Source organism: Nocardiopsis sp. B62, from assembly GCF_018070675.1.
GTDB lineage: Bacteria > Actinomycetota > Actinomycetes > Streptosporangiales > Streptosporangiaceae > Nocardiopsis > Nocardiopsis prasina.
In genome coordinates, this window is record NZ_JAGPXK010000010.1 from 75,457 (window position 1) to 95,615 (window position 20,159).

Sequence of the window (20,159 nt, forward strand, 5' to 3'; positions counted from 1 at the left end):
ATGCCGATCAGGATCTGTTCCCAGTGAACCCAACCCCCTCAGCCGTCTCACTTCCCGTCACCGCCACCGACCTGACCTCCACCGACCCCACGAGGATCGGCCCCTACCAGCTCCTCAAACGCCTGGGGGCTGGTGGCATGGGCGTCGTGTACGCGGCCCAGGCCCACGGCGGTGAGCTGGTCGCGGTCAAACTCATCCACCCCGAGTACGCGGCGGACGAGGACTTCCGGGCGCGCTTCACCCGTGAGGTCGACCTGCTCCGCAGGGTGGGCGGCGCGTGCGCGGTGCCCCTCCTGGACGCCGACACCGAGGCCGAGCGGCCCTGGCTGGTCACCCCGTTGGTGCGGGGCATGACGCTCAGCGCCTACATGCGCAAGCACGGAGCCCTCGACGAACAGCTGCTGATCGGCCTCGCCGCGGGGGTGGCCGAGGCGCTGGCCCAGATCCACGAGGCGGGTATCGCGCACCGCGACCTCAAGCCCGCCAACATCGTGCTGTCACCCGAGGGCCCCCGCGTCCTCGACTTCGGAGTGGCTCGGGCGGTGGACCAGACCGCGCTCACCCGGACCGGATCGGTCATGGGCTCGCCCGGATGGATCAGCCCCGACCACTACCAGGGCAAGCCCGCCAGCACCGCCGACGACATCTTCGCCTGGGGCGCCCTGGTGACCTACGCGGCCACCGGGCGGCCGCCCTTCGGCAGCGGCGACCCTGCCGCCATCGCCCACCGGGTGATCAGCGGGGAACCGGACACCGAGGGGTTCACCGGTCCGCTGGCCGACCTCGCGCGGCGCGCGCTCCAGAAGGAGGGCGCCCAGCGGCCCACGGCCCTGCAACTGGTCTCGGAGATGGTGTCCGTGACCCACCCCGGGCGGTCCTTCGCGCCGGTGGCCTCGGCCGAAGCCGCAGGCAGCGTGATGGGCGCCCTGGTCGACAACAACTGGCACGGAGTGCAGACCGCACCCGAACGTGAGTTCGCGGTGAAGCCGACCAAGGGCGCGGGCAGGGCCCTGGCTCTGGTCGGTGCGGTCCTGGGCGCCCTCCTGCTGATCGCCGGACTCGGTTTCGGTGGTGTGGCCCTGGCCAACAACTGGGACTCCCTGCCGGTCGCCGCGTGGTTCTCCGGAGACGAGGACGACGAGGGCGGGGACACCGCGAAGGAGAGCTCCGACGAGGAGCAGAGGCGTCCCGGCCCGGTCGGCAAGGAGCCCACGGAGGACGCCTCGCCCTCGGACGAGCCCTCCGAGGAGGCGGGCGACGAGGACGACGCCGACGACGACGCGGACGAAGAGGCCGAGGAGGACGGTGGTTCGACCACCACCATGGCCACGGTCGGCGCCGGGGTGAGCGCCTCGGGGTCGCGCCCGGCCGGTGACCACGTGGTGGCCTTCCAGCCCGCGGGCGGATCCGGCCAGTACGCGGTGGTCGACGGCGCCACGGTGGTGTGCGCGTGGAGCTTCTGCCAGGAGCAGGGGGGCGGCGTGGCCGACGGTGCCGCCGGAACGGTCTCCTCCAGCCCCGGCGCCCTGACCGGCTACGTCAACTCCGGCAGCCGAACGGTCTCGGCCGAGGTCACCTACACCGAGAGCGGCGGCACCGTCACCATCACCCGACTCGTGGAGCACCACAAAACCAGCGGTAGCGGAACCCCGCCCTGGTAGGAGGAGCACAAGTGCTGAAGTCTCTCACCCGCCGGATCTCCTGCGGGCTCACCGTCGTCCTGGTCGCGGCCCTCGCCAGCCCCGCCCCGGCCTCCGCCGCCTCCTACAGCGGGGAGTGCGGGAGCGGGTACGGGGTGGTGAACTCGGCCTCCGTCCCCGGGGGTACGGTCCACCTGACCTACAACAACTCCAACGGCAGGAACTGCGTGGTCGTGACCCGGTCCAGCCCCGGCTCCGCGATGAACATGGACGCCTCCCTCAAGCGCTCCGACTCCACCTCCTGGAAGACCGACCCGGGCAGCTTCACCACCTACGCCGGTCCGGTGTACCTGGACGCCGCGGGTCACTGCGTGGACTGGGGGGGTTCGATCGGCGGCGAGTGGGTCGTACGCAACGGCACCAACTGCGGCTGACACCGCGAGGAACGCGAGGGGCCCCGCCGAACAGCGTGTTCGGCGGGGCCGTCGTTCGTTCCGGGTCAGGTGGGGCGGCGGATCAGGCCCGGTAGAACGTGAAGGCGCCGTACTGGGAGATGCTGACCTCCCACTCGGTGACGTCGCCGGTCTCCTCGTCCAGGCTCTGGCACAGGAAGGGCGCCTCGCCGCCGGTCTCGCCGCGCTCGACGTCGGAGTCCATGTCGCAGAGCACGAGCTCGGACTCGGCGCTCACCCGGAGGCTGTCCTCGAGAGCCTCGCGCACGAGCGGCCCTTCGGGCATGTCCCACTCGTAGTTGATCAGGATGCCCGAGGAACTGATGTCGATCGAGTACTCGAACTCCTCGTCCAGGAAGGTCACCGTGCAGGTGACGGACTCACCCTCCTCACCGGCGATCTCGGGGCAGGTGGAGGCGGCGTCGGGGTCGGCCACGGAGGCGAACGTGGAGATCCGCTCCAGAGCCTCCCAGGCGATGCGGTCCCCCAGGGGAGCCGAGGAGTCGGGCTCGGCGGGCAGGTCCGTCTCCGGGTCGATCTCGGGTGCCTCGTCGGGGATGGGGCCCTGGTTGAACGAGGAGGTGTCCACCTCGACGGCCTCCTCCTCGACCTCCTCGATGGCGGCCGTGTCGGGCTGGGCGGGCTCGGGGTCGTCGCCGCCACAGGCGGCGAGTGCGAGGGCGGAGCCGGCGGCGACGAGGCCGAGGGCGACACGGTGGCGGCGGGTGGAGTTCAGCATGGGGCATCCTGTCGGGAGAGCGGGTTGGGGTATCCGCTTGGGTCCCTGACCGGGGCTTTTGGTTCTGGGGCGGGCCTTTATGTGACTTATGTCATATTCTGAGGCTGATGTGGCCTGTGTGATTGGCGTTGGTCAACCCGCAGGTCAGGACGGGGGAGGTCGAACCTGTGCCGAGCACCACACCCCGGCTCGCCGGAACCGAACGCGATTCTCTACCATCTCGAAGTATGGACGTCCCTGAGAGCGGGGCCGCCGGTACCGCGGCCCCCAACCTGGCCGAGGGCTTCCCGGCGGCCACACGTGAGCGGTGGCGCGAACTCGTCGCCGGAGTGCTGCGCAAGAGCGGCGTCGCGGAGGAACGGCTCGCCGACACCCCCGAGTCCGTCCTGGCCACGCACGGCTACGACGGGTTCGACATCCAACCCCTCTACACCGCCGACCCGCCCGCCGCGGACCCCGGCTATCCCGGGCTGGCACCCTTCACGCGCGGCTACCGCCCGGGCGGAGGCGTGGCCGGAGGGTGGGACATCCGCGCCCGGCACACCGACGCCGACCCCGCCGAGCTGCGGCGCCGCATGCACAACGACCTCATGAACGGCGTCAGTTCGCTGTGGGTGGCCGTGGGCGCCGACACCGGTCCCGAAGCCACCGAACCGGGCGGGGTCCCCCTCTCCCGCCTGGGCGAGGCCCTCGCCGACGTCTACCTCGACCTCGCCCCCGTAGTGCTGTCCGCGCCCGGCCCCCACGCACTCGACGCGGCCACCGCCCTGCTCCGGGCGCACGCCGACGCCGAGATCCCCGACGGCCGGGTCGTCTCCCACCTCGGGCTGGACCCCCTGAGCGCGGCGGCCCTGGCCGGTGAGCGCCCCGACGTGACCGACACGGCCCGCTTCGCCGCGGAACACGCCGCCTCCCGCCCCGGGCTGGGCCTGTTCGTCGCCGACGGCACACTCGTCCACGACGCGGGCGGCTCCGAGGCACAGGAGATCGGCTCCGCCGTCGCCGCCGGGACCGCCTACCTGCGTGCCCTCGCCGACGCCGGGCTGGACCTGGCCGACGCCGCCCGCCGGATCGAGTTCCGGCTCGCCGCGAACGCCGACCAGTTCTCCGTCATCGCCAAGCTCCGTGCCGTCCGCGCCATGTGGAACCAGGTACTGGAGGCCTCCGGGGTGCCCACCGACCAGCGCGGCATGAGTCTGCACGTCACCACCTCGAACGCCATGCTCACGCGCCGCGACCCGCACGTGAACATGCTCCGCACCACCGTGGCCTGCTTCGCCGCCGGGGTGGGCGGCGCCGACGCGGTCACCGTCGCGCCCTTCGACTCCGCCGTGGGCCTGCCCGACGACTTCGCCCGCCGCATCGCGCGCAACACCCAGTCGCTCCTGATCGAGGAGTCCCACCTGGCCCGGGTCGTCGACCCGGCCGGGGGCTCCTTCTACGTGGAGGCCCTCACCCGGGACCTCTACGGCGCCGGATGGGGCTTCTTCCAGGAACTGGAGCGCGCCGGGGGTATCGGCGCGGCGATCGCGCACGGTGAACTCCGCGCGGCCGTGGACCAGGTGTGGGACCGCCGCCGCCACGACCTCGCCCGCCGGACGGCCCCGCTCACCGGGGTCAGCGAGTTCCCCGACCCGCACGAGAAATCCCTGGTCCGCGCCCCCGACCCGGCCCGCCGGGCACCGGTCCACGGGGGCTTCCCGGCCCGCCGCTACGCCCAGGACTACGAGAGCCTGCGCGACCGCTCCGACGCCCACACCGCCGCGACCGGCCACCGGCCCGCCGCGTTCCTGGTCACCCTCGGGCCCGTCGCCGCGCACACCGCGCGCGCCTCCTTCGCCACCAACCTCCTCGCCGCCGGGGGCATCGAGGCCAAGGACCCGGGGCCGATCGACGACCCGGCCTCGGCCGCGCGCGCCTTCGCCGACTCCGGCAGCCGGGTCGCCGTGATCTGCTCCTCGGACCGGCTCTACGGCGAACACGCGGAGGACGTCGCCCGCGCGCTCAAGGGGGTCGGGGCCCGCCGCGTCCTGCTCGCCGGGGCGCCCCGCGACTCCTACCGCGAGGCCGGGGTGGACGCCTTCGCCCACAGGGGCTGTGACGCCGTCGCCCTGCTCACCGACCTGGTGGACGTGCTCCTCACCGACCCGCCGACCGCCGCGAACGACTCCACCCAGGGGGCGAGGGCATGATTCCCGACTTCTCCACCGTCGACCCCCGTCTCCCCGCCTTCACCGGCGCCGACCAGGGCGCGGCCGACTGGCGGCGCGCCCTGGAGGAGACCACCGGCAAGGCCGCGGACGCCCTGGAGTGGGAGACCCCCGAGGGCATCGGGGTCAGACCGCTCTACACGCCCGCCGACCGCGAGGGCCTGGACTTCGTGGACGGTCTCCCGGGTGTGCCGCCCTACCTGCGCGGGCCCTACCCGACCATGTACGTGAACCAGCCGTGGACCATCCGCCAGTACGCGGGCTTCTCCACCGCCGAGGAGTCCAACGCCTTCTACCGCCGCAACCTCGCCGCCGGGCAGAAGGGCCTCTCGGTCGCCTTCGACCTGGCCACCCACCGCGGCTACGACTCCGACCACCCCCGGGTCGCCGGTGACGTCGGCATGGCGGGCGTGGCCATCGACTCCATCTACGACATGCGCCAGCTGTTCGACGGCATCCCGTTGGACCGGATGAGCGTGTCCATGACCATGAACGGCGCGGTGCTGCCCGTCCTGGCGCTGTACATCGTCGCCGCCGAGGAGCAGGGTGTGTCCCCCGAGAAGCTGTCGGGGACCATCCAGAACGACATCCTCAAGGAGTTCATGGTCCGCAACACCTACATCTATCCGCCGCAGCCGTCGATGCGGATCATCTCCGACATCTTCGCCTTCACCTCGCAGCGGATGCCGCGCTTCAACTCCATCTCCATCTCCGGCTACCACATGCAGGAGGCCGGGGCCACGGCCGACCTCGAGCTGGCCTACACCCTCGCCGACGGGGTGGAGTACATCCGGGCGGGTCAGAGGTCCGGGTTGGACGTGGACGCGTTCGCCCCCCGGCTGTCGTTCTTCTGGGCGATCGGGATGAACTTCTTCATGGAGGTCGCCAAGCTGCGCGCGGCCCGTCTGCTGTGGGCCCGCCTGGTCAAGGACCTGGGCGCCGCCAAGGACAAGTCACTGAGCCTGCGCACCCACTCCCAGACCTCCGGCTGGTCCCTCACCGCGCAGGACGTGTTCAACAACGTCGCGCGCACCTGCGTGGAGGCCATGGCCGCCACCCAGGGCCACACCCAGTCGCTGCACACCAACGCCCTGGACGAGGCGCTCGCCCTGCCCACGGACTTCTCCGCGCGCATCGCCCGCAACACCCAGCTGCTGTTGCAGCAGGAGTCGGGCACCACCCGCGTGGTCGACCCCTGGGGTGGGAGCTACTACGTGGAGCGGCTCACCCAGCAGCTCGCGGAGAAGGCGTGGGCGCACATCCAGGAGGTCGAGAAGGCCGGGGGCATGGCCGCCGCGATCGACGCCGGGCTGCCCAAGATGCGCATCGAGGAGGCGGCCGCCCGCACGCAGGCGCGCATCGACTCGGGGCGCCAGCCGGTGATCGGGGTCAACAAGTACCGGCCCGACTCGGCGGACGAGATCGACGTCCTCAAGGTCGAGAACTCCAGGGTCCGCACCGAGCAGCTGGACAAGCTGCGGCGCCTGCGCGAGGAGCGCGACGACCAGGAGGTGCGCGCGGCTCTGGACGCCCTCACCGAGGCGGCGGGACGGGAGTCCAGGGCGGACGAGTCCCTCACGAACAATCTGCTGGCGGCCGCCGTCGACGCGGCCCGTGCGAAGGCGACGGTCGGGGAGATCTCCGACGCCATGGAGAAGGTCTTCAACCGTCACTCCGGCCAGATCCGTACGATTCAGGGTGTGTACAGGAACGAGGCGGCCGGTAGCTCCGACGCCGCCGGACTGATGGACCGGGTGATCGCCCGGGTCGACGAGTTCGCCGAGGCCGAGGGGCGCCGTCCACGCATCCTCGTGGCGAAGATGGGCCAGGACGGCCACGACCGGGGGCAGAAGGTGATCGCGACCGCCTTCGCCGACCTCGGTTTCGACGTGGACGTGGGCCCGCTGTTCCAGACCCCCGCCGAGGTCGCCGTCCAGGCGGTGGAGGCCGACGTCCACGTGGTCGGCGTCTCCTCACTGGCGGCCGGACACCTCACCCTGGTGCCCGCGTTGCGTGAGGAACTGGCCGCCCTCGACCGCGAGGACATCATGATCGTGGTGGGCGGGGTGATCCCGCCCGGCGACTTCGACGAGCTCCGCGCCGCCGGGGCGTCGGCGATCTTCCCTCCCGGAACGGTGATCGCGGAGGCCGCGATCGACCTCCTCGACCAGCTGGAGGATCGGCTGGACCCGGAGGGCGCGGGGCGCCGGGGATAGCTGTTCAGCGCGGCGGGCCGCAGCGGCCCGGCCGGAGTGCGAGCGGTCGGGTTCCGGCCGGGAGGGGGAGTGGACGTGGCGGTGCGCGGGAGGCGTCCGGTGGACGTGGACGCCCTGGCGGAGGGGGTGCTGTCCGGGCACCGGCCCACCCTGGCCAGGGCGATCACCCTCGTGGAGTCGCGCCGTCCGGACCACGCGCGCGCCGCCCAGGAGCTGTTGGTGCGCCTGCTGCCGCACACGGGCAAGGCCCAGCGGGTGGGCATCACCGGGGTGCCCGGTGTGGGCAAGTCGACCTTCATCGACGCGCTCGGCACCCGGCTGACCTCGCGCGGACACCGGGTGGCCGTGCTCGCGGTCGACCCGTCCTCCACCCGCACCGGCGGCAGCATCCTGGGCGACAAGACCCGCATGGCCGACCTCGCGGTGGACCCCGACGCCTTCATCCGGCCCTCTCCCACGGCGGGCACCCTCGGCGGGGTGGCACGCGCGACCAGGGAGACCATGCTGCTCATGGAGGCGGCCGGGTTCGACGTCGTCCTGGTCGAGACAGTGGGGGTCGGCCAGTCCGAGGTCACCGTCGCCGCCATGGTGGACTGCTTCCTGTTCCTCACGCTGGCCCGCACCGGTGACCAGCTCCAGGGCATCAAGAAGGGCGTTCTGGAACTCGTGGACGTGGTCGCGGTCAACAAGGCCGACGGCCCGCACGCCGACGACGCCCGCAAGGCCGGCCGGGAACTCTCCCGCGCCCTGCGCCTGCTCCAGCCGGTCCACCCCGAGTGGCGCCCGCCGGTGCTGACGTGCAGCGGACTGACCGGCGACGGGCTGGACGAGGTGTGGGAGACCGTGCTCGAACACCGGCGCGTGCTGGAGCGCGACGGCGCCCTCGCCGACCGTCGCAGTGCCCAGGGCGTGAGCTGGATGTGGGACCAGGTGCGGGACCAGCTCATGGACACGTTCCTGCGGGACGCGGATGTGGCCGACCTCATCCCCACGATGGAGTCGCGGGTGCGTTCGGGTGAGACCACCGCCACCCTGGCCGCGCGGTCCCTGCTGGACTCCTTCACTCAGGGTGACAACGACTCGAAGGGGCGAACGGGGCGTGACCGGCCCTCGAATGACGGTGACGACGCCTGACGGGTACGAAGCAAGACCGGGTTCCATGTCGTGATATGACCCAGGGTGAACGGGAGGTATCGCCCGCAGGGGAGGGGGTTCTTGCCCATGAGGCGAAAATTTCTTCCCCGATGCCATTCCCGTGGGAGCGGTTCGCTTATACCGTGTGTGTCCAACGACTTACCAGGCCGCTCGGGCGCGCAAGTGTCTCCCCTCACCGGACCGGCTCTGTGGGAGTGGAGCCGGGTCCGGTAGTCGTTCCCGGTCGGGCTGCGTATGGTTAAGCGAGGGACCCCTCACCATCTGAACGTGGGGCCGGGAGGAGTGAACGTGCACAGGCTTGGACTGAGCACGCGGTTCGAGAGCCGCAGCGTCATCGTCGCGATCGAGGGAGAACTCGACATCGCGACCGCCGCCGACCTCCAGGAACACATCAAGACCGCGATCGAGGACCACGGTCCGTGGCTGATCCTGGATCTGTCCGCCCTGGACTTCATGGACTCCAGCGGGCTGAACGTCATCATCAACGCCTATCGGAACGTCCGTGAGCTGGACGGTTCCCTGTCTCTGGCGGCTTTGAACGAACGCGTCACCAAGGTCGTCCGACTGGTCGGCCTGCACCGGCAGGTTCCGGTCCACCAGACCGTCGCCACCGCCGTCGCGGCGATGGAGGCCCTGGAGGCCAAACGCCAGGCCGGTTAGTGGTCCACAGGGTTCCGTGGATCCCCTCCCGGGACCGTGACAGCCGCTGACGCCCCTCCTCTCCCGTGCCCTCCTCCGGCAGGCGCGGTGCCCTGCCCGGAGAGGATCGGGTGTCGCCCGGCCATGACCGCCCCGAAGCGGGGTGGTGAGGTCGCCCTGTGGACAACTCCGTGCGTCCCCGTTCTCTGGGGGACAATGGAGCCATCAACGACGCACATCCCTCCCCTAGGTCCCCCCGCCGCCTCCTCGATCCCCTGACCCGTTTCCAGGTCCGAGCCCTGAACGATCCGCGTCACGCCGTACGTGTGGCCGGGATCAGCATCGCGCTGCTCTTCCTCCTGACCGCCCTCCTGGGCTTCGTCTTCGCCCTCGATCTCTCCGCGGCCGCCCGCATCACCCTGGTCCTGTTCGGAGGGGTCGTGGGCCTCCCGCTCTTCGTGGTGGGGCTCACCGCTCTCCTGAACCTGGCGCCGTCCAGGGTCGAACTACCCGCTGACACCCGTCCCGCCGACCTGCGTGCCGCGAGGAGGGTACTCCGCGCGGGAACGCTGACCGGCGTCCCCGCCGTCGACCGGATCGCCGCGGCTCTGGCCGCCCAGGTCCGGGGGCAGCGAATGTGGCCGACGACGCTGGGACTGTGCGTCCTGGCCGGGTTCAACCTGTTCCTGGCCCTCGACCGGTACGCCTCTCTCGGCTTCTGGGACGCCGCCTCCACGTTCTTCCTCGCGGTGGGCGTCTTCATGGTGGCCTTGGTGACCCTGGCCGTCCCCCAGGACCTCAGGTCCAAGCGGAGAGCCCGGGCCGTGGTCGAGGCCTTCGCCGCCACGGGGCGCGCGGCGGTCAGTCATCGGGGCCCCACCAAGGGGTCTCAGATTGGTAACGAGAATTCGGGGTAGTGGGTTCGGCATGAACGAGCACACGACACACCCCCGGTCCGCTCGCCGACATCCCAGGGCCCTGTTCGGCCAGATGCAGGTCTACGCGCAGAACAACCCGCGTGCCTACGCCGTCAGGGTCATGTCGGCCGTCCTTCTCATGGCGCTGCTCCCGCCACTCGTCCTCTGCGTGATCCTGCTCGACGACTGGACGGCTTTCGTCCCGGTCCTCCTCGGTGCGGCAGCCCCCGCCGTGGTCATCGGCGCCCTGATGGTGTGGCTGATGCCCAAGTTCCTGCGCCGGACCCTCGGCACCTCGACCCTGCATCCGGACACTGACCCGGTGGACCTGCTGGAGGCGAAGCGCCAGCTGCGCCGTGGTGGTCTCCACGAGCGGGACGAGGTCAACCGCATCGCGCGGGTGGTCGCCGCCCAGGCGGAGGCGAAGATCAACTCCCCGAAGACCGTCAACGTGCTGAGCGCGGTCGGACTCGTGATGTTCGGTGCGCTGACGATCATGAACTACCTGCTCAGCGGCATGGATTTTGACTTCTTCTTCACCGCGACGTTCACCCTGCTGTTCGTGGCGTACCTGCTCTTCCTCGGACCCTGGACGAAGCGCTACCGCCAGCGGGCGCGGGACTTCGCGCGGCTCTACGACGAGCGCGCCGCCGTCAAGGAAGAGGCCCCGGGGACTGTCGGTGGCTGATCTGAGACCGCCCGGATGAGGGGGCCGAGGGAGATTACTACAGGACTTGGCGGTGGAGCCGTGACCTAGGCGTCGGTTCGGTGACGGGGCGGGCTTGCCCTGTTCGCGGCCCCTACGTTCGCGGCCATGCCGCATGAGTACCTCTCCGAAGACCAGATCGCCCGCTATGGCCGCTTCCCCGACGAGCTGTCGGTGGCCGACCTGGAACAGTGCTTCCGCCTGCCCCCTGACGCCCTCACCCTGGCCACGAGCAAGAGCACCCCCGCCACCAAGCTCGGCTGGGCGGTGCAGGGGGGCGGGGCACCGTGCGCATGCTCGGCGTCTTCCAGGCCGACCACCCCACCCGGGTCCTTGCCGCCCAGGCGGGCCGAGTCTGGAACCGCTACGCCCCCAGCGACCACACACAGTGATCAAAGTGGCGGGATCCCCGAAGAATACAGATCACTCGATCAACGACTCCTCCCAGTTCCAACCCCTGAGCCAGCGCCTCGCAGGAACTGTGTCACTGCTGTGTCCACGAGCCCTTCGAGCCTTTCGGGGTCGATGATGCCGTCGTTGACCATGGAGGTGATCCCCTGGACGGCGGCGTAGATGATGAGGCCGATGTCCTCGGGGTCGCCCTCCTTCAACTCGCCGCGCTCCTGGCCCTCTTCGATCAGATCACTGACCTGCCCGAACGCGGCCGCTGCGGCCACGGCGACGGCCCTCGCCCCGGGACGGTGCTTGCTGGAGTTCATCAGCCTGGTCAGCGCGGCGTTCTCGGTGGCGAACCGCGCATAGGCCGACGCGAAAGCGTGCAGGCGGGTGTGCAGGCAGCCCTCATCCCCAATCTGGTCCACCGCGGCTCGCAGCCTCGCGCCCAGGCGGACGAACCCCGACTCGGCCAGGGCGTCCAGCAGCGCGCGGCGATCCGCGAAGTGTCGGCGGGGCGCTGTGTGACTCACCCCGATCTCTCGCGCGAGGTCTCGTAGGGAGAGCTGATCGATTCCGTGCTCCCTCAGGCTGCGCTCCGCCGCGTCAAGGAGTTCTGTGCGGAGATTTCCGTGGTGGTAGGGCCGATGCTCCCTGGTTTCAGGCATGGGGGCAGCATACTCAACAGTATGTTTCCCCTGGAAACAATGTTTCCCTTGACAACAATGTTTCCACTGTCTACTCTCGCGGTATGTTCAGATCCTCCCCCGCCGAGCTTCCCGACCTGACCGGCCGTACCGCCGTCGTCACCGGAGCCAACAGCGGTATCGGACTCGTCACCGCTCGCGTTCTCTCCGAGCGCGGTGCGCAGGTGGTCCTCGCCGTACGCAATCCGGAGAAGGGAGAGGCGGCAGCGGCCACCATGACGGGCCGGGCCCAGGTCCGGGCCCTCGACCTCGCCGACCTTTCCTCTGTCCGCGAGTTCGCCCGTGCTCTCCCAGGCCACGTCGATCTGCTGGTCAACAACGCCGGCCTCTCCCTGGGGCCGCTCTCCCGCACCACGGACGGGTTCGAGTTGCAGTTCGGGACCAACCATTTGGGCCACTTCGCCCTGACGAACCTGCTCCTTCCGCGCATCAGGGGGCGGGTCGTGACGGTGGCCTCGCTCGGGCATCGCATCGGGTCCCTGGACTTCTCCGACCTCCAGTGGGAGCGCAGACCGTACCGGCCCAACGCCGCCTACACCCAGTCCAAGCTGGCCAATCTCCTGTTCGCCGCCGAGCTCCAGCGCAGACTCGCCCGCGCGGGGTCACGTGTCATCTCGACGGCCGCGCACCCCGGCATCTCCTCGACGAACCTGATGAGAGCGCAGGAGAAGCCCTCTCTGGGATTCCGAGTCGAGAAGTTCCTCGTCGGTCTCGTCTCCCACAGCGCTGAGGACGGTGCCCAGCCCACGCTCCACGCCGCCACCGCCGACCTTCCCGGCGACAGCTATGTCGGTCCCGACCGGCTGTGGGGCATGCGCGGTGCGCCCACGCTGGTCGGGCGGGCCGCCCGGGCACGCGACGAATCCGCAGCACGACGGCTGTGGAAGGTGTCGGAGGAGCTGACCGGCACGTACTTCCCCCTTGACGCGCCCGTACCCCCTGCCCGATGAAAGGAACCGCCGCTGTGGTCCGTCCACGGAAACACCCGCGCGAGAAGCCCCAGAAGAGCGAACTCGTCGTCGTCTCCGGCGCTTCGTCGGGCATCGGAGCCGCCACGGCGCGGGCCCTCGCAGCCAGGGGCTACCACGTCCTCGCCGGGGTACGCACCGAAGATGAGGCCGACGCCGTCCGGGCCGAGGGCATCGAACCGGTGACCCTGGACATCACCGTCCCCGAACACATCGAGGCCCTGTCCCGGCGAATCGCCGACGACCCAGAGGGGCGTGTCCTGCGCGTCCTGGTCAACAACGCGGGGATCGAGATCAACGCCCCCGTCGAGGTGTTGCCCCTTTCCCTGTGGCGGAAGCAGTTCGAGGTGAACCTCTTCGGGCACATCGCCGTCATTCAAAGCCTCCTGCCCTTCCTTCGGCGCAGCCGCGGCAGGATCGTCAACATCAGTTCTGTGGGCGGGGTGGCCGCGCTTCCCGCCTTCGGGGCATACGCGGGAACCAAGTTCGCGCTCGAAGCGGCCAGCGACTCCCTGCGCCGCGAAGCGTCCGCGCACGGTGTGCAGGTGGTCGTCATCCAGCCCGGTGGTGTCCGTACCGAGATGGCCCTCCGCAGCGGTGAGACCTCGCTCGAACTCGCCGCCGGGATGAACGCCGAACACCAGCGTCTGTACGGCGGCCTCGTCAAGGCGACGGTGTCGTCCAACGCGGCCTTTCTGGAACGCGCCATGTCGGCGGCCAAGGCAGGGGCCACGATCGCCAGGGTCGCGATCAGGCCCCGCCCACGCACTCGGTACACCCTCGGCGCGGACGCCGCTCTCCTCATCCCGCTCGTCCGCTTCCTGCCGACCCGGCTGATGGACGGCATCCTCACGGTGACCCACCGGTCCCGCACCCCCGAACCCGTATCCCCGACGGCAGCAGAGTCCGCCAGGAGCCTTCATGACCACACTGGGGGGCGAACAGGGTAAGCCTGAAAGGGGCCATGGGCGCAACAGGAGGCAGCCCAGTCGCCAAAGGTGCTTCACTGTGCACGAACGCCTGCCCCGCCCCTCCGCGCCCCGAGCCCTGGACCAGCGCACCCTGTTGCGGTTCCTGCGGACCGTGGCCCGCGACGCCGGCCCCGGGACCGGGCCATCTGCCACCTTGCCTACTACACGGGCCTGCGGGTGGCGGAGATCGTCGCCCTGGACCTGGCCGACATCCGCCTCTTCGCCCGCAAGGGAAGCGTGCGGGTGCGCGGCAAAGGCAGGTTGGGCGCAGGGACCGCACCGTGCCCCTGCACGCCCAGGCCCGCACCACCCTGGAGGAGCTCTTGGACGAGCTCGACCGTCCGCGACGGGCCCGCTGATCCGCAACCGCGACGCCGGAGCGCCGTCCATGCGGGCCGCCAACACCGTGGTGACCACCCTGGGCGCTGCGGCGGGGATCGGGCCGGCCGACGACGGCGAATCCTTCGGCCCGCACGTGCTGCGCCACACCTTCGGCACCGACCGCGTGCGCGGCCGCGGCGACGCCACCGCACCGGTCGACGTGGTCCTGGTCGCGGAGCTGATGGGCCATGCCGACCTGAAGACCACCCGCCGCTACACCCTGCCAAGTGAGGCGGACAAGACCCGCGCCCTGGAGGTGCTCACCATCGACCGGTGAGCGGTCGGAGATCTACTGACAAATTCTGTAGTAATCCTCCTCGACCCCCGATGACTCCGAGACCCCGCGCCCCCGGGGCGGACGCCCCGGTCCGCCGGGGGCGCCCCCCAGTCAGCGCACGCCGAAGAGGTGGTCCAGGGCGAGCTGGTCCAGCCGCTCGAAGTGGTACCCGCGTGGCCCCACCGCCTCCAGGTCCAGCTCCTCCCCGAGCAGGTCCTTCACGCTCTCCCCGTGCGAGAGCGTGGGTTCGGACAGCTCGGCGACCCGGGACTCGGCCAGCGCGGCGGCCACCTCCGGGTCGGCGCGGAAGGCGGCGGCCCTCTCCTTGAGGATCAGGTAGTTGCGCATGCAGCCAGCCGCCGACTCCCACACCCCGGACACGTCCTCGGTGCGGGGCGGCTTGAAGTCGAAGTGCCTCGGACCCTCGTACCCGGACCGCTCCAGCAGGTCGACGAGGAAGAAGGCCTCCTTGACGTCGCCCGCGCCGAAGCGCAGGTCCTGGTCGTACTTGACTCCGCGCTGTCCGTTGAGGTCGATGTGGAAGAGCTTGTCCGCCCACAGCGCCTGGGCGACCCCGTGCGCGAAGTTCAGACCGGCCATCTGCTCGTGGCCGACCTCCGGGTTGACCCCCACCATCTCCGGGTGGGCCAGCCGTTCGATGAAGGCGAGGGCGTGGCCGACCGTGGGCAGCAGCACGTCGCCGCGTGGTTCGTTGGGCTTGGGTTCGATGGCGAAGCGCAGGTCGTACCCCTGTTCAAGCACGTAGGAGCACAGGAGGTCGAAGGCCTCGCGCAGGCGGTCCAGAGCCGCGCGGTGGTCCTTGCCCGCCTCCGTCTCGGCACCGTCCTGGCCGCCCCAGCACACGAAGGTCCGCGCGCCGAGGGAGACCGCGAGGTTGATGTTGCGGATGACCTTGCGCAGTGCGTAGCGGCGCACGTCCCTGCTGTTGGAGGTGAACCCGCCGTCCCGGAAGACCGGATGGCTGAACAGGTTGGTGGTGACCATCGGCACCCGCAGCCCGGTCTCGTCGAGCGCGCCCCGGAAGCGCCGGAGGATTTCCTCCCGTTCAGCGGAGGTGCTGCCAGGCGGGACGAGGTCGTCGTCGTGGAAGGTGATGCCGTAGGCGCCGAGGTCCGCGAGGCGGTGCACGGCGTCCACCGGGTCGAGGACCGGGCGGACCGGGTCGCCGAAGGTGTTGACGCCGCGCCAGCCCACGGTCCACAGGCCGAAGGTGAAGCGGTCCTCGGGTGTGGGGCGGAGGTCGGTCATGTGTGCTCCTGGGGGGTCGGTCCGTGGAGGGCATCGGACCCGGCCAGTTTGTCTAGAGCCACAACTAATTGTCAACGGGTCGTTTCGTCCAGTCCGGGTGTCCCGCACGCGTGGTCGAGGTCGGCGCCGTCCAACGGGCCAGGGAGCGTCGTGGTGGAGGTTGGGGCACAGCACGAGCCGACCGGGCTCGAGCGAATCGACCAGGCCGGGAGCCCGCAGGGGAGGGCCCCGACGTCACCGCCGTTCCGCCTATGGCAGCGGCAGGTCACCCGAGTCCAGGCCGTGGATCATCACGGCGGCGCCACCCCGTGAGGCGGCGCTCATGCCGAGGTCGGAGGGCTCCACCCGGCACCCGCCCGCCTCGGGGGCGAAGGACCGGGCCCGGGCCTGCGCGCGGCAGGCGGGGAGCAGCCACGGGGCCATCGGCACGAAGTACCCGCCCACCATCACGGCCCCGGGGTTGACCACGTTGACCAGGGTCGCCACCCCGCGCCCCAACCAGGTTCCGGCCCGTTCCAGGGCGTCGACGGCGGTCGGGTCGGCCGCCGACGCGCGGGCCACCACGGTGTCCACCAGGTCCGCGACGTCCCCGCCGTTCAGGGGGCGGTCCGCGACCAGATCGGGCAGGGCGGCGCGCAGGATCGCCCCGATCCCGGCCAACGCCTCAAGGCAGCCCCGTCGCCCGCAGGAGCACTCCGGGCCGTCGGCGGTCAGCTCCAGATGGCCGATCTCCCCGGCGAAGCCGCCCGCTCCCCTCAGCAGCTCGCCCCCGGTCAGCACGCCCGCACCGATCCCCACCTCACCGGTCACGTACACGAGGTCGCCGAGACCGGCCAGGGAACCGAACCGGTACTCGGCCATGGCGCCGAGGTTGGCGTCGTTGTCGACCAGGACGGTGGCCTCCGCCAGAGTCGAACCCTCCAACCTGGTGCGCAGGAGGTCGCGGAGGGGGACGTCCCGCCAGTCCAGGTTGGGTGCCCGTGTCACCGTGCCCGAGGGGGCGTCGATCAGCCCGGGCACCGCGACGCTCACCCCGACCACCGTGCGGCCCTTCATCGCGGGTTCCTCGGTGACCTCGCGCAGGGCGGTCGCGATCCGGTCCGCGCAGGCGTGTGCCCCGGCGGAACGGGCGTCCAGCGGCACGTGCCCTCGCGCCAGTTCCCGGTGGACCAGGTCCACGGCCACCACCGAGAGGTAGTCGACGTTCACCTCCACGCCGACGGCGGCCACGGAGCGGTCGTCCAGGGCCAGCAGGACGCCGGGGCGGCCCACCCGACCCTGCGGGGTCTGCCCGGTCTCCCTGACCAGGCCGCGGTCCATGAGGTCGGTGACCAGGCTGGACACGGTGGTCTTGTTCAACCCGGTGGCCGTGGCGACGGCGGCGCGCGAACACGGGGAGAGCGCGCGGACGGTCCTCAGCACGGCCCGGAGGTTGTTCTCGCGAATGGTGTGCAGACCCGCCGTGCCCGTACCGGCCGCCACCCGTACCCCCCGTTCGAAAACCCGTTGCCCGCGTGTGGGGGCGCTGGTTGGATTCCCATCATGGTGCCTCCCGACGTCTTCCGCGACCAGCCCTCCCTCTGCGGTGACCGGGTCCGGCTCGAACCGCTCGGGGCCGTCAACGCGCACGAGATCATCCCCGGCCTGGTGGACATGGACCCGCAGGTCCGCAGGCTCACTGGCACCCACCGGGAGTTCGACGCCGAGGAGCTGCTCCGAGTGTTCACGGCGCGTGAGCACCGACACGACCGGGCCGACTGGGTGATTCGCGCGCGGGCGGACGGCGCGGTCCTCGGGGAGTGCGCGCTCATCGACCTGGACCCGGACAACGCGGAAGCGCACTACCGGATCGCCCTCGGCTCCATGGCGGTCACCGGCCAGGGCTTCGGAACGGAGGCCACCGACCTGGTCCTGGAGTACGCCTTCGAGACCGCCGGTCTGCACCGTGTGGCCCTGGAGGTGTTCGCCTTCAACACCCACGCCGAGCGCTCCTACGCCAGGTCGGGTTTCGTCCGCGAAGGAGTGTGGCGCGAGCACCTGCGCTGGGACGGTGCCTGGCACGACGCGGTCCTGATGTCGGTCCTGGACCACGAGTACGCCGAACTCCGCCGTGGGCGTGGTTGATCAGCCGGACCCGCCCGGTTCGGCGTTAGTGTCGGTGCCATGCCCGTTCCGGACTTCGTCACCCAGTTGCGCGAGCACGTCGGCCACTCCCTCCTGCCCCTGGTGGGGGTGACCGGTGTGGTGCTCGACGACGACGGGCGCGTGCTCCTGCACCAGCGTTCCGACGACGGGCGCTGGGCCACCCCCGGCGGCATCCTCGAACCGGGGGAGCAGCCCGCGCAGGCGGTGGTCCGCGAGGTGTGGGAGGAGACCGGTGTGCGGGTCGAGGTGGACCGACTGGTCACCGTGATCGGTCAGGAACCGCACACCTACCCCAACGGCGACCGGGTGCAGTTCCTCGACCTCGCCTTCCGGTGCCGTCCGGTCGGCGGGCGGCCCCGGGTCGACGGTGACGAGAGCCTGGACGTGGACTGGTTCGCCGAGTCCGAGATGCCGCCCATGGCCGAACGCATCCTGGAACGTGTCCGCTGGGCCCGTAGCGACGACGGTGAACCGTACTACGAGCGCTGATACGGTGACCGACATGCAGCGCGCCGCAGTGACGACGACGCCGGAACCAGTCCCGGCGCGCTGAATCGAGTTTTCGACAGGCCCCGGGGCGAGTGCCCCGGGGCCTTCGTCTTGCGGTCACTCGTCCCGCCACCGGCTGTCCCTGCCCGGTCCGGGCGGCAAGTACGCGGACACCCCGGACCGGTGGCGCCGGTCCAACCGGACTCCTCGCCGAGGCCTTGGACGGATCGGGGACGGCCTACGAACGGGCCGAGGACGAGGCGGTCTTCCAGGGCTCCAAGATCGACGCGCAGATCACCGACGCCGCAGGTCGGGAGTTCGCCCTCTCCACCGTCCAGGTGGACTTCCACCAGGCGGAGAGGTTCGATCTGGCACGCGTCGGCGCTGACGGGGCGCGGCACTGGGCGGACCCGGGGTCGCGTCCTGTGGGCCGGTCAGCCCCACTGGCGCCGCATGGTCCAGCGGTCCGAGGCGGCGTCCCGGGAGATGTCGATGATGCTGGGGTGCCCGGTCTCGGACTCCGCCGAGACGCGGAGCAGGTGGATGTGGGTGGCCGGTACGCCCGGGGCCCCGGGCCGGGCGGGCCAGTCGCCGATGATCCGGCGCACGCGGAAGGTGTGGCCGCGCCACGTGAACTTGGCGGGGTGTCCACGGTCGGTGGAACGGACGTCGATCTGTTCGTTCAGGAGACTCACAAGGAACAGTGTATCGAACAGGTGTTCGAACACGTCAAGTCTCCGGGAGGTGGCACGGGTCGCTTTTCGTCGAGAACACCCTGGTCGGGGCGCTGTGGTGCGATCGTCGCGCGCCTGTGCGCCCCCAGCTGAGGGAGTCCGCGGGCGGCGTGTCCTCGCGCCGCCCTCAGACCGCTCGCAGCGCGGCCGTTCGCGCCGATGGCACCTGTGAAGGCGGCCAGGGGCGCTGCCTAGAGGAACACCCGGCCGCGGCGGTCGCGGTCGCGCAGGGCGGCCATCCTGCGGGTGTTGCTGGGGCGCCGCGAGAGCAGGTGATAGAGGATCAGCGAGCAGTCCCGGTCCGTGCGTGCCCGGGCGGCCATCTCGCCCAGGTTCACTCGCGTGTACAGGGTGGGGCCACCGGCGAAGAGCCGCACCGAGTGGGACCCCTCGGGAACGTGCGCGTGCGCGTGGTTGTCGGCCGTGTACTCACAGGCCCGGGACAGCGCCGAGCCCAGACCGGGGACCAGGTCCGCCCCGAGGGTGGCCACCCGCCGCCAGTAACCGGTGTGCCCGGCCGCGAGGTGACCCACCTGGTGGGCGACGAGGAAGGCGAGGGCCTCCCGGTCGCGCGGGAGGCCCCTGTCGTCGAGCAGGGCGTCCGACAGCACCAGGTAGCGCCGGAGTCCGTGGGCGGCGGCGTCCGCGTGAGCCGAGACCGGGCCGGGGCGGACGTACGCCTCCGGGGGGCGGGCCAGCCCCATGTCCCGAGCCAGCGAGACCACCACCCGGTACGCCTCGGGGAACTGGGTGGGCGAGATCCGGACCGACTCCGCGCGCTCACGGGCGTACCGGAGACCACGTGCCGACCAGCACACGAACGGCAGCGTGGCCAGCGCCAGGGCCGTCCACATCAGGGAACCCGAGGCCGACCACACCAGCCTCACCAGTATCACCGCCAGGGCCAGCGTCACCGTCATGCTGAGCGCGAGCAGCGGTCTCTCCCACGGGTGCGCCGAGGCCGGGACGACCTCCTCGTCGGTGTCGGCGTCGGTCGGGTACGGGTCGGCCGCGTGCCCACGCGGAGAGGGCGGCCGGGGCGCGGGCCACGGTCCGGGGATGGTGGTGCAGCTCGGAATCCCCTGGACCGTGCTCGTCGGGGAGGTACCCCAAGACGGCATGGAATGTCGCATACTGCTCCCCTCGGGCCG

Annotated in this window: 19 protein-coding genes and 1 pseudogene; 14 read left to right on the forward strand and 6 right to left on the reverse strand. The window is 71.0% G+C overall.

All coding sequences use genetic code 11. From position 1 onward, the window contains the following. Positions 1–23 precede the first annotated feature (23 nt). Together KBX21_RS13225 and KBX21_RS13230 are read left to right on the forward strand one after the other, a co-directional pair. Positions 24–1,661 (forward strand): serine/threonine-protein kinase, encoded by a 1,638-nt coding sequence (locus tag KBX21_RS13225; protein ID WP_210842078.1) that lies wholly within the window; start codon positions 24–26, stop codon positions 1,659–1,661. Between the two features lie 11 nt (positions 1,662–1,672). Further along, complete coding sequence (locus KBX21_RS13230; protein ID WP_049574081.1) at positions 1,673–2,074, forward strand: hypothetical protein; 402 nt, start codon at positions 1,673–1,675, stop codon at positions 2,072–2,074. 82 nt (positions 2,075–2,156) lie between these two features. Here KBX21_RS13230 and KBX21_RS13235 read toward each other — a convergent pair whose 3' ends face one another. Continuing rightward, positions 2,157–2,831, reverse strand: coding sequence for a hypothetical protein (locus KBX21_RS13235; RefSeq protein ID WP_210842079.1), 675 nt, complete (start codon positions 2,829–2,831; stop codon positions 2,157–2,159). Positions 2,832–3,058: 227 nt separating this feature from the next. On the opposite strand from KBX21_RS13235, the gene KBX21_RS13240 reads away from it, so the two are divergent. The 7 genes and pseudogenes from KBX21_RS13240 to KBX21_RS27210 all read left to right on the forward strand — a co-directional run. Then, the gene (locus KBX21_RS13240) at positions 3,059–5,023 is read left to right on the forward strand and encodes a methylmalonyl-CoA mutase family protein (RefSeq protein WP_210842080.1); all 1,965 of its coding nucleotides are present in this window, start codon (positions 3,059–3,061) and stop codon (positions 5,021–5,023) included. After that, on the forward strand, positions 5,020–7,257 hold the full coding sequence (scpA, locus tag KBX21_RS13245; protein ID WP_210842081.1) for a methylmalonyl-CoA mutase: 2,238 nt from the start codon (positions 5,020–5,022) through the stop codon (positions 7,255–7,257). The genes KBX21_RS13240 and scpA overlap by 4 nt, the downstream gene beginning before the upstream one ends. 69 nt (positions 7,258–7,326) lie before the next feature. Then, entirely contained in the window at positions 7,327–8,391 is a 1,065-nt protein-coding gene (meaB, locus tag KBX21_RS13250; protein WP_210842082.1) for a methylmalonyl Co-A mutase-associated GTPase MeaB, read from the forward strand. Positions 8,392–8,700: 309 nt separating this feature from the next. Beyond that, on the forward strand, positions 8,701–9,072 hold the full coding sequence (locus KBX21_RS13255; RefSeq protein ID WP_017544239.1) for an STAS domain-containing protein: 372 nt from the start codon (positions 8,701–8,703) through the stop codon (positions 9,070–9,072). Between the two features lie 305 nt (positions 9,073–9,377). Further along, positions 9,378–9,968, forward strand: coding sequence for a hypothetical protein (locus KBX21_RS13260; protein ID WP_210842083.1), 591 nt, complete (start codon positions 9,378–9,380; stop codon positions 9,966–9,968). Positions 9,969–9,978: 10 nt separating this feature from the next. Then, positions 9,979–10,656, forward strand: a complete 678-nt coding sequence (locus tag KBX21_RS13265; RefSeq protein WP_210842084.1) for a hypothetical protein — start codon at positions 9,979–9,981, stop codon at positions 10,654–10,656. Positions 10,657–10,782: 126 nt separating this feature from the next. Continuing rightward, positions 10,783–10,935: pseudogene (locus tag KBX21_RS27210) on the forward strand (hypothetical protein); the annotation flags it as partial. Between the two features lie 170 nt (positions 10,936–11,105). On the opposite strand, the gene KBX21_RS13270 reads toward KBX21_RS27210, so the two are convergent. After that, complete coding sequence (locus KBX21_RS13270; protein WP_210842085.1) at positions 11,106–11,735, reverse strand: TetR/AcrR family transcriptional regulator; 630 nt, start codon at positions 11,733–11,735, stop codon at positions 11,106–11,108. Positions 11,736–11,818: 83 nt separating this feature from the next. Between KBX21_RS13270 and KBX21_RS13275 the strand changes: the two genes are divergently transcribed. From KBX21_RS13275 to KBX21_RS13285, 3 genes are all read left to right on the forward strand, one after another. Next, the gene (locus KBX21_RS13275; protein ID WP_210842086.1) at positions 11,819–12,724 is read left to right on the forward strand and encodes an oxidoreductase; all 906 of its coding nucleotides are present in this window, start codon (positions 11,819–11,821) and stop codon (positions 12,722–12,724) included. Between the two features lie 14 nt (positions 12,725–12,738). Beyond that, positions 12,739–13,692: an SDR family NAD(P)-dependent oxidoreductase gene (locus tag KBX21_RS13280; protein ID WP_210842087.1), complete on the forward strand. Its 954-nt coding sequence runs from the start codon at positions 12,739–12,741 to the stop codon at positions 13,690–13,692. Between the two features lie 409 nt (positions 13,693–14,101). Then, positions 14,102–14,371 (forward strand): site-specific integrase, encoded by a 270-nt coding sequence (locus KBX21_RS13285; protein WP_210842088.1) that lies wholly within the window; start codon positions 14,102–14,104, stop codon positions 14,369–14,371. Between the two features lie 111 nt (positions 14,372–14,482). On the opposite strand, the gene xylA is transcribed toward KBX21_RS13285, so the two are convergent. Continuing rightward, positions 14,483–15,640 (reverse strand): xylose isomerase, encoded by a 1,158-nt coding sequence (xylA, locus tag KBX21_RS13290; RefSeq protein WP_210842089.1) that lies wholly within the window; start codon positions 15,638–15,640, stop codon positions 14,483–14,485. A gap of 249 nt (positions 15,641–15,889) precedes the next feature. Further along, positions 15,890–17,122 (reverse strand): ROK family transcriptional regulator, encoded by a 1,233-nt coding sequence (locus KBX21_RS13295; RefSeq protein ID WP_210842090.1) that lies wholly within the window; start codon positions 17,120–17,122, stop codon positions 15,890–15,892. Between the two features lie 60 nt (positions 17,123–17,182). Here KBX21_RS13295 and KBX21_RS13300 point away from each other — a divergent pair, with 60 nt between their 5' ends. Both KBX21_RS13300 and KBX21_RS13305 read left to right on the forward strand, forming a co-directional pair. Beyond that, complete coding sequence (locus KBX21_RS13300) at positions 17,183–17,764, forward strand: GNAT family N-acetyltransferase (protein ID WP_210842091.1); 582 nt, start codon at positions 17,183–17,185, stop codon at positions 17,762–17,764. Positions 17,765–17,803: 39 nt separating this feature from the next. Then, the gene (locus KBX21_RS13305) at positions 17,804–18,274 is read left to right on the forward strand and encodes an NUDIX domain-containing protein (protein WP_049574041.1); all 471 of its coding nucleotides are present in this window, start codon (positions 17,804–17,806) and stop codon (positions 18,272–18,274) included. Positions 18,275–18,708: 434 nt separating this feature from the next. On the opposite strand, the gene KBX21_RS13310 is transcribed toward KBX21_RS13305, so the two are convergent. Further along, on the reverse strand, positions 18,709–18,969 hold the full coding sequence (locus tag KBX21_RS13310) for a DUF6504 family protein (protein WP_049574103.1): 261 nt from the start codon (positions 18,967–18,969) through the stop codon (positions 18,709–18,711). A gap of 230 nt (positions 18,970–19,199) precedes the next feature. Next, positions 19,200–20,129, reverse strand: a complete 930-nt coding sequence (locus tag KBX21_RS13315) for a M48 family metallopeptidase (protein WP_210842092.1) — start codon at positions 20,127–20,129, stop codon at positions 19,200–19,202. Positions 20,130–20,159 lie beyond the last annotated feature (30 nt).